This window comes from Kitasatospora sp. NPDC057936 (assembly GCF_042887525.1).
In the GTDB taxonomy this organism is placed as follows: domain Bacteria; phylum Actinomycetota; class Actinomycetes; order Streptomycetales; family Streptomycetaceae; genus Kitasatospora.
On sequence record NZ_JBHVPD010000084.1, the window covers coordinates 31,585 to 47,533 of the forward strand.

Here is a 15,949-nt window from a genome sequence, read left to right on the forward strand (position 1 = left end):
GGGGGGGGGCCCCCCCCCCCCCCCCAGGGGGGGGGGGGGCGGGGGGCGCCCCCCCGCCCCGGCGCGCCCCCGACGGCGCCAAGACGTCCACCACCATGACGTTTTCTTAACGCGGGCCGATGACGACTCCTTAACGCCGGTCGCATAGCCTGGCGCACTGCCGTCGCCCGACGGCGCTTTTACGGGGTCTTGAACAAGAGGTGCAAGGTGGTTTCGTCGGGTTCGACGGAGACGGGGACGGCGCAGGTGGCGGCGTCCCCGGAGGTGGCCGCGCCGTCGGCGCGAATACGCCTCCGCAGCTGGCTGCTGGCCGACGCGTCCGTGGCCAAGGACACGCAGGGTGACCAGAGCGGGCAGGACGGCGGCGAAGCGCACGGCGGCCACCAGGGCCAGCGCTGGTGGCGCGTGATGTGCCTGACCGGCCTGGACTACTTCTCGACGCTCGGCTACCAGCCGGGCATCGCCGCCCTCGCGGCCGGCCTGCTGTCGCCGATCGCCACGATCGTGCTGGTGATCGTGACCCTGCTGGGCGCGCTGCCGGTCTACCGGCGGGTGGCCCAGGAGAGCCCGCGCGGCGAGGGCTCGATCGCGATGCTGGAGCGGCTGCTGTCGTTCTGGAAGGGCAAGCTCTTCGTGCTCGCCCTGCTCGGCTTCGCGGCGACGGACTTCATCATCACGATCACGCTCTCGGCCGCCGACGCCAGCGCGCACCTGGTCGAGAACCCGCACCTGAACAGCGTCCTCGGCGGCAAGCAGATGCTGATCACGCTGATCCTGGTCGCGCTGCTCGGCGCGGTGTTCCTGAAGGGCTTCGGCGAGGCGATCGGCCTGGCCGTCGGCCTGGTCGTGGTCTACCTGGCGCTCAACGTCGTGGTCGTCGCGGTCGGCATCTGGAAGATCATCCAGGCTCCGCACGTCGTCACCGACTGGTCCAACGCGCTGACCGTCCAGCACGGCAACGTCTTCGTCATGATCGGCGTCGCACTGGTCGTGTTCCCCAAGCTCGCGCTCGGCATGTCCGGGTTCGAGACCGGCGTCGCCGTCATGCCGCACATCGAGGGCGACGCGGGCGACACCGAGGCGAACCCGGCCGGCCGCATCCGCGGCACCCGCAAGCTGCTCACCACCGCCGCCGTGATCATGAGCACCTTCCTGATCGCCACCAGCTTCATCTGCACGCTGCTCATCCCGGCCAAGGAGTTCGAGGCCGGCGGCGAGGCCAACGGCCGCGCCCTCGCCTTCCTCGCGCACCAGTACCTGGGCGGCGCCTTCGGCAGCGTCTACGACCTGTCGACGATCGCGATCCTGTGGTTCGCCGGCGCCTCCGCCATGGCGGGCATGCTGAACCTGCTGCCCCGCTACCTGCCGCGCTACGGCATGGCCCCGCACTGGGCGCGCGCCGTCCGTCCGATGGTGATCGTCCTCACCCTCGTCGGCTTCCTGATCACCTGGCTGTTCGACGCCAACGTCGACGCCCAGGGCGGCGCCTACGCGACCGGCGTGCTCGTGCTGATCAGCTCGGCGGCCATCGCCGTGACCATCGCCGCCTACAAGAAGCGCCAGCGCGGCTGGACCACGGCCTTCGGGATCATCTCGGCCGTGTTCCTGTACACCACCGTGATCAACACGATGGAGCGTCCGGACGGCGTCAAGATCGGTGCCTGCTTCATCGCCGGCATCATCCTGGTGTCGCTGCTCTCCCGGCTCAAGCGGGCCTTCGAGCTGCGCGTCACCGACGTGACCCTGGACGACGTCGCCGAGCGCTTCATCCGCGACTACGCGCACCGCCCGCTGCGCCTGATCGCCAACGAGCCGACCCACCGGGACGTCGCCGAGTACCGCGACAAGATCCGCCAGATCCGCGCCGACAACGACATCCCGGGCGAGGACGACCTGGTCTTCGTCGAGGTGACGGTCCGCGACGCCTCGGACTTCGAGTCCGAGCTCACCGTCCGCGGCGAGGTGCTGCACGGGCGCTACCGGGTGCTGACGCTGGAGAGCTCCAGCGTCCCGAACGCGATCGCCGCGCTGGCGCTCACCGTCCGGGACCGTACGGGCCAGCGGCCGCACCTGTACTTCGAGTGGACCGAGGGCAACCCGTTCGCCCAGTTCCTGCGGTTCTTCCTGTTCGGCCAGGGCGAGGTGGCCCCGGTCACCCGCGAGGTGCTGCGCGAGGCGGAGCCGGACCGCACGCGCCGCCCGCGCGTCCACGTCGGGTAGCGCGCCCCGCCGTCCGTCGGCCCGTCCGGTCCTGGTGACCGGGCGGGCCGACCGCTTTTCCGGGGGCGCCCGGTTCGCCGGGATCAGGAGTTCCTAACATGCCGTCAGGGACAGGAACTTCGGACGGAAGGAACCTCCGTGAACACCGCACCCGAGCATTACGACCGACTCCTCGCCGCGCACTACACCTGGATGCTCGGCGGTGACGTCCCGGCCCTCGCCGCGGCCCAGGCCGAGCTGCTCGCCGGGCTCGGCGTGAGTGCGGACGGCCCCGGCCGGCTCGCCGTGGACCTCGGGGCCGGGCCGGGGCCGCAGAGCCTCGCCCTCGCCGCGCTGGGCTACGGGACGGTCCTCGCCGTCGACACGAGCGCGCGGCTGCTCGATGAACTGACGGAACTGGCGGCGAAGGCCGGGCACGCGGACACCGTCCGGCCGGTCCTGGCGGACCTGCGGGGCGCCCTGCCGGCACACACCGGGCCGGGCACGGTGGCCGCGGTGGTGTGCATGGGGGACACGCTCACGCACCTCCCGGCGCGGCAGGACGTCGTCGCGCTGCTGGGGGACGCGGCGCGCGCGCTCGCGCCGGGCGGGCGGCTCGTGCTGTCCTTCCGGGACCTGACCCGGCCGCTCACCGGCACCGACCGCTTCCTCCCGGTGCGGGCCACCGAGGACCGGATCATGACCTGCGTGCTGGAGTACCCGGACGAGGACACCGCGCTGGTGCACGACCTGGTCCACACCCGCAGCGGCGGGACGTGGACGCAGGAGGTCAGCAGCTACCCGAAGCTGCGGCTCTCACCGGAGTGGGTCGAGGAGCAGTGCGCGGCGGCGGGCCTGGCCGTCCGGCACAGCGAGGTGGGGGCGCGGGGGCTGCACGTCCTCGTGGCGGAGCCCGCGTGACGACACCGCCCACGCTCCCCACTGGCGGGGGCGTGGGCGGCGGCGGGTCCGGCCGGGCTCAGGACGGCAGGCGCAGGACCATGCCGGGCTGGATGAGGTCGGGGTCGTCGCCCACGACGTCACGGTTGGCCTCGTAGAGGGCGGGCCAGCCGCCGGGGAGGCGGAGGGTGTCCGCGAGGCCGAACAGGGTGTCGTCCTGGCCGACCCGCCGCTCACCGCCGGCGAGCGCGGTGGCCGGGGCGGCCGGCGGCGGCAGGGCGGTGCCGCGGGCGTGCTCCCGATCGCGGTCCCGCTCCCGATCGCGGTCGTGGTCCCGGGTCCGGTCGTGGTCGCGGGTCGCGCGGGCGCCGCAGACCGGCCAGGGGCTCAGGCCGCGGCGCTCGGCGAGCACGGTGGCGACGGCGATCTGCTCCTCGCGGGTGGCGAGGTCGGCGCGCGGGGCGTAGGCGAGGCCGCCGTTCTCGCGCCAGGTGGGGTTGTCGAACTGGAGGCCGCCGAAGTAGCCGTTGCCGGAGTTGATGTGCCAGTCGTGGCTGCTCTCGCAGTCCGCCACGTTCTCCCAGTCGTACCTCCCGACGGGGTCGGCCCCGTGGCCGCCGCCCGGGGGTGCGGCCTGCGCCGCGGGGGCCGCGAGGGCGACGGCCAGGGCGCAGAGGGCGGTGGGGACGAGGCTGCGGAGACGGGCGGTGGGAGGCATGGGCGGCTCTCAGGTCCGGGGACAGGGCGTACGCCGTCCGGAGGCGGCGCATGTCCACCGACGCACGCCGGGTGGGGCGGACGGTTGCCGACGCGTCCGGAAAGTCACCCGCCCGGCCGCCGGGGACCACCCCGGCGGCCCGCCGCCATTCGGCCGCAGCGGCCCGCGGCGCCGCGAGCCGTAAGACCGACGTAATCGAGGTCCCGCTTCCGCCGGGGGCGCCGCCTCCTACAGTGGCCGGGACGTCTCCGAGGAAGGGCACGAACGATGACGAACGATCAGCGACTCCCGCGCGCCGAACTGGGTGTGATCGGCGGATCGGGGCTGTACGCGCTGCTGGACGACGTGACCGAGGTGCGCGTCGACACGCCGTACGGGCCGCCGAGCGACGCCCTGTTCCTCGGCGAGGTGGCCGGCCGCCGGGTGGCGTTCGTGCCGCGGCACGGGCGCGGCCACGGGCTGCCGCCGCACCGGATCGATTACCGGGCCAACCTGTGGGCCCTGCACGCACTCGGTGTGCGCCAGGTGCTCGCGCCGTGCGCGGTGGGCGGGCTGCGGCCGGAGTACGGGCCCGGCACGCTGCTGGTGCCGGACCAGTTCGTCGACCGCACCTCCGGCCGGGTGCAGACCTACTACGACGGACTGCCGCTGCCGGACGGCTCGCTCCCCGAGGTCGTGCACGTGTCGATGGCCGACCCGTACTGCCCCGCCGGGCGCCGGGCGGCGCTGGACGCGGCGCGCGACGCGGCCTGGGAGCCGGTGGACGGCGGGACGCTCGTGGTGATCGAGGGCCCGCGCTTCTCCACCCGCGCCGAGTCGCGCTGGTTCTCCGCGAACGGCTGGTCGGTGGTCGGCATGACCGGGCACCCCGAGGCCGTGCTGGCGCGCGAACTCGGGCTCTGCTACACGTCGTTGGCGCTGGTGACCGACCTGGACGCCGGGGTGGAGGCCGGTGAGGGCGTCACCCACGCCGAGGTGCTGAAGGCCTTCGCGGGGAACGTCGACCGGCTGCGCACCGTGCTGTTCAAGGCGCTGGAGAGCCTGCCGGCCGACCGGGACTGCGTCTGCTCGCACGCGCTGGACGGGCTCACGACGGGTCTGCCGGGCGTCGCCGCCGGGGCCTGAGGCCCTGGGTGCGCCACCGCCGGACGAGCGCGACCAGCAGCGCGACGACGGCGGTGGCGGCCAGCACCAGCAGCAGGTTGCGGCCGTAAGGCAGCGGCAGCAGCGTGGAGTTGCCGTGGTCCGTGCCGTCCCGCAGGACGGCCGGCAGCCCGACGGCCGTCACCGCCGCCGCGACGACCAGCCACGCGCGCAGCACCGGGCCGCGGGCGTAGCGGGCGCCGACCAGGCAGAGCAGCGGCAGCCACAGGCCGTCGTGCAGGACGACCGCTCCGACGGCCCACACCAGGACGTCGAACGGGGCGGTGATGTAGGAGTCGGCGAGCAGGCCGGAGAGGCCGAAGCCGAGCAGGGCGAGGCCGCCGAGCAGGAGGGCGGCGCGCAGCCAACGGGGCATCAGACGACCTCGATCCGTTCGATCCACTTGGTCTGCAGCACGCCGGGCCGGTTGGGGGCGATGACCCGCGCCGGATAGCCGTGGTCGGCCTTCAGTACCTCGCCGTTGACGCGCAGGGCGAGCAGTGAGAGCGGGTCGACGGCGTACTCGGACGGCATCTCCATCACCCGGTAGGGCCCGTTGGCCTCGAAGGACGTGAAGCGCAGTGCGGACCCGGCCGGGGCGCCGGCGCGCTCCATCAGGTCGGCGATCCGGACCCCGCTCCAGCGGGCCGTCGCGCTCCAGCCCTCGACACACGCGATCGGCAATTCCACGTCGTGCTGCGGTAGTTGCGCGAGCTCCGCGAGGGTGAGGGTGTACGGGCGGGGGCCGTCCACGCGCAGCCGCCAGTCCGCGGGGGCGGTGACGGTGCCGGCCTGGGCGGCGGTGCGGTTGACCGGCAGGCCCTGCGGGCCGATGTCCGGGCGGCGCGGGGCGAGCAGGTCCAGGCCGCTGAGGAAGGGCACCGTCTGCCCGGCGGTGGTGAGGGTCACGACACCCGCGGCGGCCGTCACGGCGGTCAGGAAGGCGCGGCGCTGCGGGAGCCCGACGGCCGGGCGGCGCCAGTGCCGGGCGATGAGCGTGCCCTTGGCGGCGATGTGGACGAGGAGCCCGCCGGTGGCCAACCAGGCCAGCCAGAAGTGGGTTTGGCGGAACGGGAACGGCCACGGGTACCACTGGAGCGTGTTGAACAGCCCGGTGAACACCTCCAGCAGCATCGCCGCGACGAGGACGAAGATGCCGAGCCGCTCCAGCGCGTGCAGCACGCTGCGGGCGGGCGGCCACTCGAAGAGCCGCGGGTAGACCGTCCACAGCTTCGCCCCGAGCAGCGGGATCGCGGCCAGGCCGCTGATCACGTGCAGCCCCTGGGTGACCTGGTAGCCGCCCACCGGCCGGCTCTGGAGGTACGGGACGAGCCAGGTCGGCGGGTCCTGGAGGGCGTGGCTGACCAGGCCGGTGAGGAAGCAGACCAGCAGCGCGGCGCCGAGCCAGCGGCCGAGCACGACGGTGGTGCGCGGCTCGTGCAGCGCCGAGCGGAACTTCCCGTCGCGGAACGGGCCGCGGCGCAGGGCGTCGGGCGGCGGCGGGAGCGGGAGGTCGTAGCGGCGGGACGGACTGGGGGAGCTCGGGCCGGGGGAGCTCGGGCCGGGGGGTTCGGGCGTCTTCGGGTTCACGTGCCCATGGAACCCGTCCGGGGCCCCGCGGCGGCGCTCCGACGTGCTTACGGAATCCGAACGGCGCCACGTCGCGGCGGCCCGCCCCGGCCCGGCGGTGGCAGGGTGGGCGCCGTGCTCACTCGTGCCCTCCTCGCCCTCGCCGCCCTGGTCGGAGCCCTCGTCGTGACCGTCACGGGCGGTGGCGCGCTCGACCATCGCGCGCCCCTGTTCGTCTGGTACGCCGTCGACGCCGGGCTGTTCGCGCTCGCGCTCGTACCGCTCCGGAAGGTGACTGACCGTCAGGTCGCGCCTCTGGTGCTCGCGGGCAGCATCGCCGTCGCCGCCGTCGGCCTCCTCGCGCCGCCGCGCACCAGCGACGACGCCTACCGGTACGTCTGGGACGGCCGGGTGCAGGCCGCCGGGATCTCCCCGTACGCGCACACCCCCGACGACCCCGCACTCGCCCGGCTGCGCGATCCCGGGCTCTGGCCGACGGGCGGGGAGTGCGCCGGCTGGGACGAGCGGCGGACGGCGGCCGGGGACTGCACCCACATCAACCGGCCCGCCGTGCACACGATTTACCCGCCCGTCGCGGAGGCGTGGTTCCTCGTCGTGCACCCGTTCGGCGGCGGGGTGCGCGGGGCGCAGGCGGCCGGCGCGCTGCTCGCGGTCGCGACGACGGGGGCGCTGCTCGTGGTCGGGCGGGGGAACCGGCGGGCGGCGCTGTGGGGGTGGTGCCCGGGCGTGACGGTGTGGGCGGTCAACGACGCGCACGTGGACACGTTGGGCGCACTGCTGCTCGTGGCCGGGCTGGGGTGTGTGGTGCGACGGCGCCCGGCGGCCGGGGGGCTGTTGGCCGGAGCCGCCATCGCGGTCAAGCTGCTGCCCGGGCTGGCGCTGCCGGGGGTGCTCGCCCGCCGGTCCGTCCGGGAGAGCGCGGTGCTGCTGGCGTGGACGGTCGGCGCGTTCGCGCTCTCGTACGTCCCGTACGTCGCCGCGTCCGGCGCCGGGGTGCTCGGGTACCTGCCGGGCTACCTGCGGGAGGAGGGCTACGAGCAGGGGCACATCGACCGGTTCGGGCTGCCGGCGCTGGTCCTGCCGGACGCGCTGCTGCCGTGGGCGGCGGGAGCCGTGCTGGCCGGGGTGGCGCTGTGGGTGCTGCGGCGCGGGGACCCGGCGCGGCCGTGGTCGGGCGCGCTCCTCGTCACCGGGACGGCACTGCTCGTCGTGGCGCCGTCCTACCCGTGGTACGGGCTGCTGGTGGTGGCGCTCGTCGCGCTGGACGGGCGGTGGGAGTGGCTGGCCGTCCCGGCGGCGGGGCAGGTGCTCTACCTGACGGGCGGGATCGAGGCGCAGCAGGCCGCGTACGGGGTGGCGCTGGCGTGCGTCGTGACGGGCGGCGCGGTGCGGCGGTGGGGCGGCCGCCGGGCCGCTCGGCGGGTGCTCGCGCGGGCGGTGTGAAGGGGGTGCCCGTCCCGTGGGGCTGGTGCCCGTCCCGTGGGTCCGGTGCGCGGACGGCGCGGGACGGGTGCCGTTGACGTGCAGGTCCGGGCACCCGCCGTGGCGGGTGGGGAACGCCGGGTAGGCGTCGGTTCGGGGGTCTTGTCCCCGCCCGGGGCTTCTGGCAGGCTCGGCCGCGACGCCGCGAAGGGTGCCGCCGGGGCACCCCTGACCGAGGGGCCGAGAGGCGGTTGGGCGACAGCCGCACGCGTGACGCACGAACGGCGTCCTGCAAGGCTCCCTGGACCCCGGCCCAAATCCATGCCCGCGTCCGGCTCAGGCCTTGCGCAGGGCGAGGAAGCGCCGGCCGTGCGAGGTCCAGCGCTCGGCCTCCGCGAGGCCGGCCGCGCGGGCGCGGCGCAGGGCGGCGCGGGTGCCGAGGCGGGCCCACGGGAACGGCGGGCCGAGGCGGCCGTCCGGGCCCTCGACCCGGACGACGGCGCGCTCGTCCGTCTCCGCCGCCTCCACCTCGACGAGCAACAGGCCGTCCGCGGCGATGAGTTCGGCGCCCCGGCGGAGCAGGGCGAGCGGGTCGCCGCCGATCCCGAGGTTGCCGTCGGCCAGCAGTGCGGCACCCCAGCGGCCCTCGGCGGGCAGCCGGTCGAAGACCGAGCGGCACAGGGCCGGGCCGCCGAGGCCGAGCGTGCGGGCGACGGCCGCGCCGGTCACGTCCACGCCGAGCGCCGGGACGCCGAGTTCGAGCAGCGCGGCGACCAGGCGGCCGGGCCCGCAGCCGAGGTCGAGCACGGGGGCGGAGAGCCGGGTGCAGCGCAGCAGCAGGCTGTGGTCGGCCCCGGTGGCCGGGGCGCACCAGCGTTCGACGTCGAGCCGGAGGCGGTGGCCGTCGGCACGGCGGAGCCAGAGCGGGCCGCGGCCGGTGCGGACGGCCTCGGCGAACGGGTCGTCGACCCAGGGGGTGGTGGCGGTGATCGTCAACGTGGCATCCCGGTGGGAGAGTCGACCTGCAGAGCGGTGGTGGGTGTCAACTCATCGGCCCCGTGGCTGAGTTCGAAGTCGACCTGCAGAGCGGTGGTGGGTGTCAACTCATCGTCCCCGTGGCTGAGTTCGAAGTCGGCGAGGCGGGAGCCGAAGCGGCTGTGCGGGGCTTCGGCGGCGACGCGGCGGGCGTCCTCGGCGGTGTCCACGTCGGTGAGTTCCGGAAGGTGATGGACCGTCAGATTTGCTGCGGCGAGACGGTCGAGGAGGTGGGCTCCGGTGTGCGGCGTGGACATCGGTACGCCGCGCAGGAGTCGGGCGGCGAGCGGAGCCGTCGGCCGGGCCAGGCCGAGGGCCCAGAAGCCGCCGTCCGCTGCTGGGCCGTACCACGCGTCGACGCCCGTGCGCCGGGCGGCGGACAGCGGTTCGGCCAGTGCCGCCGCGCTCAGCTGCGGGGTGTCCATGCCGACCAACAGCGCGGGCGCGCCCGGGGCGAGGCGGGCGGCGTCGGCGAAGGCCGCCGCGAGCCGCTCGTCCAGGCCGCCGCCCGACTGCGGCACGACCTGCCAGCCCGGCGGCAGCCAGTCGCCCGGTTCGCCGTCCAGCACCAGCAGGCGCAGCCCGGCCGGGACGGTGGACAGCGTGTGCAGGGTGTCGCCGAGCGCGGCCTCGGCCAGACCGGCGGCCTGCTCGGGCGTGAACGGCGGCGTGAGCCGGGTCTTCACCCGGCCCGGGACGGGCGCCTTGGCGATCACCAGCAGCGTGGGCGGCGGCGCGGCCAGCACCGCCCGCATGTCGCGGACGGCCTGCCGGGTCCCGCGCAGGGTCCCGGTGACCTTGGAGCGGCCCGCGCGCGGCAGGTAGTCGACCGGCGTCTCGGCGATCCGCATCCCGGCCGCCGCCGCCGTGAGCACCATCTCCAGGGGGTAGCCGGAGCGCCGGTCGCCCAGGCCGAGCGCCAGCAGCCGCTCCCGGCGGGCGGCCCGCATCGGGCCGAGGTCGTGCAGCGCCGCCCCCGTGCGGGCGCGCAGGCGGCGGGCGAGGACGGCGTTGGCGAGCCGGGCGTGCACCGGCCAGGCCCCGGCCGTCGACGGGCGGCGCCGGCCGAGGACGAGGTCCGCCGTACCCGCCAGCACCGGCTCGGTGACGCGCGGCAGCTGGGCCGGATCGAGCGAGCCGTCGCAGTCCAGGAAGCACACCAGCTCGGCGGTGGCCGCGAGCAGCCCGGCGTGGCAGGCGGCGCCGAAACCGCGCCGGGGCTCGGCCACCACCGTCGCGCCGAGCGAACGGGCCAGCTCGGCCGAGCCGTCCGTGGAGCCGTTGTCGACGACGATCGCCCGCCAGCCGGCCGGGATCCGGCCGAGCACCCAGGGCAGCGCGGCAGCCTCGTCCAGGCACGGCAGGACGACGTCGACGGAAGGGGGAATGGGGGTGGGTGAGGTCACGCGGGCCACGCTAGGCGCCGACGGGCCGCGTGCGGGGGCACCGGCGCCTTACGGAACGCGGACGTCGTGTCGGCTGGCCCGTCCGGGTGATCTCGTCCGGCAAGGCTCGGGGATCTTACGGAAGGCGAACGCCCGTCCCGTCCGGTCCGCACCCGGCGCCGACACCTCCTATCCTCGGCGAGGTGAACGACGTCTCCCGCATCCTGGTGATCGACGACGACCCGACCGTGGCCGAGGTCGTCGCCGGCTACCTCACCCGCGCCGGCCACCTCGTGGACCGCGCCGCCGACGGCGCCGAGGGGCTCGCCCTCGCCCGCAGCGCGCCCCCGGACCTCCTGGTGCTGGACCTCATGCTCCCCGGCCTCGACGGGCTGGAGGTGCTGCGGCGCCTGCGCGCCTCCGCCGAGGGCGCCGGGCTGCCGGTGGTGCTGCTCACCGCCAAGGGGGACGAGGCCGACCGGATCCTCGGCCTGGAGCTCGGCGCCGACGACTACGTCACCAAGCCGTTCAGCCCGCGCGAGCTGGTGCTGCGGGTGCAGTCGGTGCTGCGCCGCGCCCGGGCCGGCGCGGCCCCGGCGGGCTCGGCGGCTCCGGACGGCGGCCCGCTGCGCTCGGGGGACATCGCCCTCGACCCGAAGGCCCGCCGGGCCCAGCGTGGCGAGCGCGAACTCTCCCTGACCCTACGGGAGTTCGACCTGCTCGCGTTCCTGCTCCGGCACCCCGGCACGGTCTTCTCCCGGCAGGACCTGATGCAGCGCGTCTGGGGCTGGGACTTCGGCGACCTCTCCACCGTCACCGTCCACGTCCGGCGGCTGCGCGAGAAGATCGAGGACGACCCTGCCGCGCCCGCGCTCATCACCACCGTGTGGGGCGTCGGCTACCGCTACGACCCGGCCGGCGGTGGTGACCGGTGAAGGACGTCCTGCTGATCGCCCTGTTCGCCGCCCTCGGCGCCGGCGGCGCCGGATTGCTCGGCTGGGCCGCGATCCGGCTGCTGCGCCGGCGTTCCGTCGCGCTCTCGCTGTTCACCGTCGCCGTGGTGACCGTCCTCGCGGTGACCTCGGGCACCTTCGCGGTGGCGCAGGCGATGTTCCTGTCCACCCACGACTTCGGCGTGGTCGTCACCGTGCTCGGCATGGCCGCCGTCGTGTCGCTGCTCACCGCCGCCCTGCTCGGCCGCCAGGTGGTGGCCGGCAGCCGGGCGCTCGCCGTGGCGGCCCGGACGGTCGGTAGCGACGCCGGGTTCACCGCGCCGGACCAGCCGCTCGGCACCGAACTGGCGGCTCTGAGCGAGGAGTTGGCCGCCACCAGTGCCAGGCTCGCCGAGTCCAGGGCGCGCGAACAGGCTCTGGAGCGCTCGCGCCGGGAGCTGATCGCCTGGATCTCGCACGACCTGCGCACCCCGCTCGCCGGCCTGCGGGCCATGGCCGAGGCGCTGGAGGACGGCGTCGCCGACGAGCCGGAGCGCTACCTCGTCCGGATCCGCACCGAGGTCGAACGGCTCACCGGGATGGTCGACGACCTGTTCGAGCTGTCCCGGATCCAGGCGGGGGCGCTGTCGCTGTCGGTGGCCCGGGTGTCCGTCTACGACCTGGTGGACGACGCGCTCGCCGGCGCCTACCCGCTGGCCCGGCGGCGCGGGGTCCGGCTGGAGGGGCGGGAGGTGGCGGCCGAGCCCGTCGAGGTGGACAGCCGGGAGATCACCAGGGTGCTCGGGAACCTGCTGGTCAACGCGATCCGGGCGACCCCGGAGGAGGGCGTGGTCGCGGTCGCCGCCCGGCGCGAGGCGGACGAGGTCGTGCTGTCCGTCACCGACGGCTGCGGCGGCATCCCGGAACAGGACCTGCCGCGCGTCTTCGAGACCGGCTGGCGCGGCGGCGCCGCCCGCACGCCCCGGCGCGACCCGGGCGAGGGCGGCGACAGCGGGGACAGCGGCGGCGGGCTCGGGCTGGCCATCGTGCGCGGCATCGTCGAGGCCCACGCCGGGCGGGCCGGCGTGCGCAACGTCGACGGGGGCTGCTGCTTCGAGATCGCCCTGCCGGCGCCGAGGGCGGCCTCGCACGCCTAGTGTCGAGGGTGGCCTCGCACGCCTAGATTCGCCGTGTGGCAGGTGCCACCGCGGCATCAGGGAGATGGGCATGGCCGCCTTCTTCGAGGACCTCTCCCGCAGCCTGAAGGCCGGCCCGCCCCTGCCCGCCCAGGGGCCGGTTCACGACAGCGCCTACGAGAAGGTCTTCGGCGGCGAAGCCCTCGAACCGGCCGCGGGGGAGGGAGCCTGGACGGGCGAGGAGACCGCGGCCGTGCGCGAACTCCTCCGCGCGGGGCTGGAGCTCTGGGAACAGGCCGTGCGTTGAGCGTGACGGTGGTTCCGTCCGCCGCGGTCACGCCCGCAGGGGTGCGGCGGCGAACTCCTTCATCCCGGTGTGGAACGGCACTTGCGGGCGCCACCCGAGTTCGGTGCGCAGGCGGGCGGAGTCCGCGGTGATGTGCCGGACGTCGCCGAGGCGGTACTCGCCCGTCACCACCGGTGCCGGGCCGCCGTACGCCTCCGCGAGCGCCGAGGCCATCTCGCCGACCGTCCGGGGCTCGCCGCTGCCCACGTTGTAGGCGCGGGCGCTGCCGGGCGGCCTGGCGTCGATCGAGGTCAGGGCCACCAGGTTGGCCGCCGCGACGTCCTCGACGTGGACGAAGTCGCGCCGCTGGCCGCCGTCCTCGAACACCCGGGGCGCCTCGCCCCGTGCCAGCGCCGAGCGGAACAGCGACGCGACCCCCGCGTACGGGGTGTCGCGCGGCATCCCCGGACCGTAGACGTTGTGGTAGCGGAGCGTCAGGACGGTGCCTCCGGAGGCGCGGGCCCACGCGGAGGCGAGGTGCTCCTGGGCGAGCTTGGTGGCGGCGTACACGTTGCGCGGGTCGGCGGGCGCGTCCTCGGTGACCAGCCCGGGGGCGAGGGCGGTGGCGCAGACCGGGCAGGGCGGCTCGAACCGGCCCGCGTCCAGGTCGGCCGGTCGGCGCGGGCCCGGCGCGACGTCGCCGTGCGCGGGGCAGCGGTAGCGGCCCTCGCCGTAGACGACCATCGAGCCGGCCAGGACGAGACGCCGGACGCTGGTGCGGGCCATCGCGGCGAGCAGGACGGCGGTGCCGAGGTCGTTGCAGCCGGCGTAGGCGGGGGCGTCGTTCAGGTCCAGCCCAAGGCCGACCATCGCGGCCTGGTGGCAGACGGCGTCCACCCCGTCGAGCGCCTCCTCCACGGCGGCCGGGTCGCGGACGTCCCCGTGCAGGAAGGGCACGCCGTCCGGCAGCTCGGGGGGCTGGGCGGACGGATGGACGGCGGGCAGCAGTGCGTCCAGCACCCGCACGCCGTGGCCCACCGCCGTGAGGGTGCGGACGACGGCGGAGCCGATGAAGCCGGCGCCACCGGTGACGAGAATCTCCATGCCGTGGAACTTAGCTGCGCGGGGCGGCTGTTCGGGGTGCTCGGCTCCGTTCGTCAGCCTTCGGTAATCCGTGCGGGCCGGGAGCTCCTCCGCGGGACGGCCCTACGCCGTGCCGTCATGCAGGTTCCGCACCGCTTCACCAAGCCGGATCAGGACGTCTGCGGTCCTTTGCAGCGCGGGCTCGTTCGGGTGAACGACCAGGTCGCGGAGCGGGTCCCAGAGCGGGTTGACGAACCAGTTGCTCGGAGCCTCTTCCATGATCTTGCAGAGTTTCTCCATCCGTTGGGCAAGCTGGGGATCGGCTCCCAGGACGGGGAACGGGGTGGCGACGAGCGACGTGGCGCCGCCGGCATCGGTCACCGTCACCGTCAGGCCCACGGTGACCACCGTGCCGATCGCCGCCGGCAGCCGCACCTCCAGAAGACTGTCGGTGGTGCTGCCGATCACGGTGCCGCCGGCCGCGCTCCAGGAGTAGGCCAGCGTCGCTCCCCGAGGAACACCGGTGACGACCGCCTTGAGAATGGAGGTCCCGCCGGCGACGGGGACTTCCACGCACTCGCTGGTCGGGAGTCTCTCGATGGACAGCGAAAGTTCTTCGAGCTGCCCGGCGAGACCGCTGACGGTCAGGTTGTTCAGGTAGAGCCGGCCGTCGATGGAGGCCGAGAAGTCCGCTGTCAGCCCGTTGGCGGCACCGAGCGTCGCCAACTGCACGTCGAATGCGTAGGGGCGCAGGTCCTGAGGCCCTCCGGACTTGCTCAGCGCCGGATTCAGGGAAGTGAGCTTCGCTGAGATCTGTCCGCCGACGCCCGTGATGGTGGCACTGCCGGCGCCCTTGATCTTCACGCCGACCGGGCCGTTCGGGAGCGAGGGGACCCACTTGATGCTCGAGTCGTCCAACTTCACTCCGGTCATCTGAACGGCAAGCGGACTCTGCAGGCTCGGAATCTGCAACCGCTGCGCATCCATGACGAAATCCAGCGAGCCGGACGCTTTGTCGAACGCAACTGCGGGAACGCTCGCCTTGCCCGTCTTGTCGACGATCGGTGCGTCATTGTCCGGTGCCTTTGCCTCCCAGCTGAAGCTCAGGTCGAGCAGGAGACGGGTGGCAGCTCTGAGATCTTCGATTCCTGTCACAGCGGTCTCGATTCATCGGTGAAGGGCGAGGCGAGCGGTCAGCTCGGCCTCGAGGGACCCACCCCTTCCAGGAGACCTCAGTCGTTCGATGCGCGCGATTCCGCTGCCAGGGGCTACCTCGACCCGTGCGCACAGGAAGTCGGGCCTGCCGACTTCCTGCGCACGCTCGGTGCGGATCAGATCCACGCGGGCTTCCAGCCCAGTTCGCGGGACTCGTCCACCGTCGCGACGACCGGATTCTCGGGGCCGCCGAGACCCTCGTGCCACGTCAACGCCGGGGTGCCGGACGCCAGAGCATCGGCGATGTCGGCGAGCATCGAGCCCACGCCCTCCCAGAGCGGCGTGCCGAGGCCCTGGCGTTCGTGATCCCAGAGGAAGACGGCGCCCTGCCACTCGCCGGAGCGCAGATCGACGAGCAGGCCGTCGCCGCCGGGGCTCAACGCGATCGGCATGAACCCGGGCAGGAACGTTTCCTCAACGGCGCCCTCACTCGCACTCTCACCCGCACCCTCACCCGCGCTCTCCTCGGCGACCAGCAGCCAGATCTCCCGGGTCTCCAGAGCCTCCTCCAGGCCCGTCGGCGCGAACTCCCCCGGGAGCCAGAAGCCGGCGCTGACGCCCGTCAATTCCCACCAGGCCCGCAGGTCCCCGGGCAGCACCAGCCCGAGCTCCCGCGCCGCCGCATCGAGCCTCGCCGCGTCCGCAGCCGGCACGGCGGGCGCCGGCCGGACGTGGGCCCTGAGCCACGTCCCGATCCGCGACGACGACTCCCGCACACCATGAGCGATCGCATCCATGGCCCACAGTCTCCTCTCGCATAGCCGAAGGGTGGTGCACAGGAAGTCGATGGATCCGACTTCCTGCGCTTGTCGGGTGTGTCCAGCCAACGGTGTAACTCAGGTTGATTTGTATTACCGGCGGCCGATGGAGAGCCGGCCGTCGAAGGTGATCTCGAAGGCGTTCAG

General features: G+C 74.5%; 15 protein-coding genes and 1 pseudogene. 7 read left to right on the forward strand and 9 right to left on the reverse strand.

Features of this window, described 5'->3' with window-relative positions:
• Positions 1-321 precede the first annotated feature (321 nt).
• Positions 322-2,220 carry an amino acid transporter gene (locus ACFVU9_RS33810; protein WP_380436713.1) on the forward strand — a complete coding sequence of 633 codons (1,899 nt, stop codon included), beginning with the start codon at positions 322-324 and terminating at the stop codon, positions 2,218-2,220.
• 138 nt (positions 2,221-2,358) lie between these two features.
• Complete coding sequence (locus tag ACFVU9_RS33815) at positions 2,359-3,120, forward strand: class I SAM-dependent methyltransferase (RefSeq protein ID WP_387599999.1); 762 nt, start codon at positions 2,359-2,361, stop codon at positions 3,118-3,120.
• Positions 3,121-3,178: 58 nt separating this feature from the next.
• Here the strand turns inward: ACFVU9_RS33815 and ACFVU9_RS33820 are convergent, their stop codons facing one another.
• A complete protein-coding gene (locus tag ACFVU9_RS33820; RefSeq protein WP_387600002.1) occupies positions 3,179-3,817 on the reverse strand; it encodes a transglycosylase family protein in 639 nt (212 codons plus the stop codon).
• A gap of 267 nt (positions 3,818-4,084) precedes the next feature.
• On the opposite strand from ACFVU9_RS33820, the gene ACFVU9_RS33825 reads away from it, so the two are divergent.
• A complete protein-coding gene (locus ACFVU9_RS33825) occupies positions 4,085-4,942 on the forward strand; it encodes an S-methyl-5'-thioadenosine phosphorylase (protein WP_380500070.1) in 858 nt (285 codons plus the stop codon).
• Here ACFVU9_RS33825 and ACFVU9_RS33830 read toward each other — a convergent pair.
• Complete coding sequence (locus ACFVU9_RS33830; protein WP_387600006.1) at positions 4,905-5,336, reverse strand: hypothetical protein; 432 nt, start codon at positions 5,334-5,336, stop codon at positions 4,905-4,907. The two genes, ACFVU9_RS33825 and ACFVU9_RS33830, sit on opposite strands and share 38 nt — an antisense overlap.
• Entirely contained in the window at positions 5,336-6,445 is a 1,110-nt protein-coding gene (locus ACFVU9_RS33835) for a molybdopterin-dependent oxidoreductase (protein WP_387600026.1), read from the reverse strand. The genes ACFVU9_RS33830 and ACFVU9_RS33835 overlap by 1 nt, the downstream gene beginning before the upstream one ends.
• A gap of 219 nt (positions 6,446-6,664) precedes the next feature.
• Between ACFVU9_RS33835 and ACFVU9_RS33840 the strand changes: the two genes are divergently transcribed.
• Positions 6,665-7,993 carry a glycosyltransferase 87 family protein gene (locus ACFVU9_RS33840; protein ID WP_387600009.1) on the forward strand — a complete coding sequence of 443 codons (1,329 nt, stop codon included), beginning with the start codon at positions 6,665-6,667 and terminating at the stop codon, positions 7,991-7,993.
• A gap of 315 nt (positions 7,994-8,308) precedes the next feature.
• Here ACFVU9_RS33840 and ACFVU9_RS33845 read toward each other — a convergent pair whose 3' ends face one another.
• The 3 genes and pseudogenes from ACFVU9_RS33845 to ACFVU9_RS33855 all read right to left on the reverse strand — a co-directional run.
• The gene (locus ACFVU9_RS33845; protein WP_387600012.1) at positions 8,309-8,968 is read right to left on the reverse strand and encodes an SAM-dependent methyltransferase; all 660 of its coding nucleotides are present in this window, start codon (positions 8,966-8,968) and stop codon (positions 8,309-8,311) included.
• On the reverse strand, positions 8,965-9,723 hold the full coding sequence (locus ACFVU9_RS33850; protein ID WP_387600029.1) for a DUF2064 domain-containing protein: 759 nt from the start codon (positions 9,721-9,723) through the stop codon (positions 8,965-8,967). Before ACFVU9_RS33850 ends, ACFVU9_RS33845 begins: the two co-directional genes overlap by 4 nt.
• Positions 9,703-10,422: pseudogene (locus tag ACFVU9_RS33855) on the reverse strand (glycosyltransferase family 2 protein); the annotation flags it as partial. The pseudogene ACFVU9_RS33855 and the gene ACFVU9_RS33850, both read right to left, overlap by 21 nt.
• A gap of 173 nt (positions 10,423-10,595) precedes the next feature.
• On the opposite strand from ACFVU9_RS33855, the gene ACFVU9_RS33860 reads away from it, so the two are divergent.
• The 3 genes from ACFVU9_RS33860 (at position 10,596) to ACFVU9_RS33870 (ending at position 12,767) form a co-directional block, all read left to right on the forward strand.
• Complete coding sequence (locus ACFVU9_RS33860) at positions 10,596-11,327, forward strand: response regulator transcription factor (RefSeq protein ID WP_380436586.1); 732 nt, start codon at positions 10,596-10,598, stop codon at positions 11,325-11,327.
• Positions 11,324-12,481: a sensor histidine kinase gene (locus tag ACFVU9_RS33865; protein ID WP_380436584.1), complete on the forward strand. Its 1,158-nt coding sequence runs from the start codon at positions 11,324-11,326 to the stop codon at positions 12,479-12,481. The genes ACFVU9_RS33860 and ACFVU9_RS33865 overlap by 4 nt, the downstream gene beginning before the upstream one ends.
• 70 nt (positions 12,482-12,551) lie before the next feature.
• Positions 12,552-12,767, forward strand: a complete 216-nt coding sequence (locus ACFVU9_RS33870) for a hypothetical protein (protein ID WP_387600016.1) — start codon at positions 12,552-12,554, stop codon at positions 12,765-12,767.
• A 27-nt stretch (positions 12,768-12,794) separates the two neighbouring features.
• Here the strand turns inward: ACFVU9_RS33870 and ACFVU9_RS33875 are convergent, their stop codons facing one another.
• The 3 genes from ACFVU9_RS33875 to ACFVU9_RS33885 all read right to left on the reverse strand — a co-directional run bounded on the left by ACFVU9_RS33875 (position 12,795) and on the right by ACFVU9_RS33885 (position 15,781).
• Positions 12,795-13,850 (reverse strand): NAD-dependent epimerase/dehydratase family protein, encoded by a 1,056-nt coding sequence (locus ACFVU9_RS33875; protein ID WP_387600019.1) that lies wholly within the window; start codon positions 13,848-13,850, stop codon positions 12,795-12,797.
• A gap of 102 nt (positions 13,851-13,952) precedes the next feature.
• On the reverse strand, positions 13,953-14,984 hold the full coding sequence (locus ACFVU9_RS33880; protein WP_380436579.1) for a hypothetical protein: 1,032 nt from the start codon (positions 14,982-14,984) through the stop codon (positions 13,953-13,955).
• Positions 14,985-15,160: 176 nt separating this feature from the next.
• Positions 15,161-15,781: an SMI1/KNR4 family protein gene (locus ACFVU9_RS33885; protein ID WP_387600022.1), complete on the reverse strand. Its 621-nt coding sequence runs from the start codon at positions 15,779-15,781 to the stop codon at positions 15,161-15,163.
• Positions 15,782-15,949: the final 168 nt, after the last annotated feature.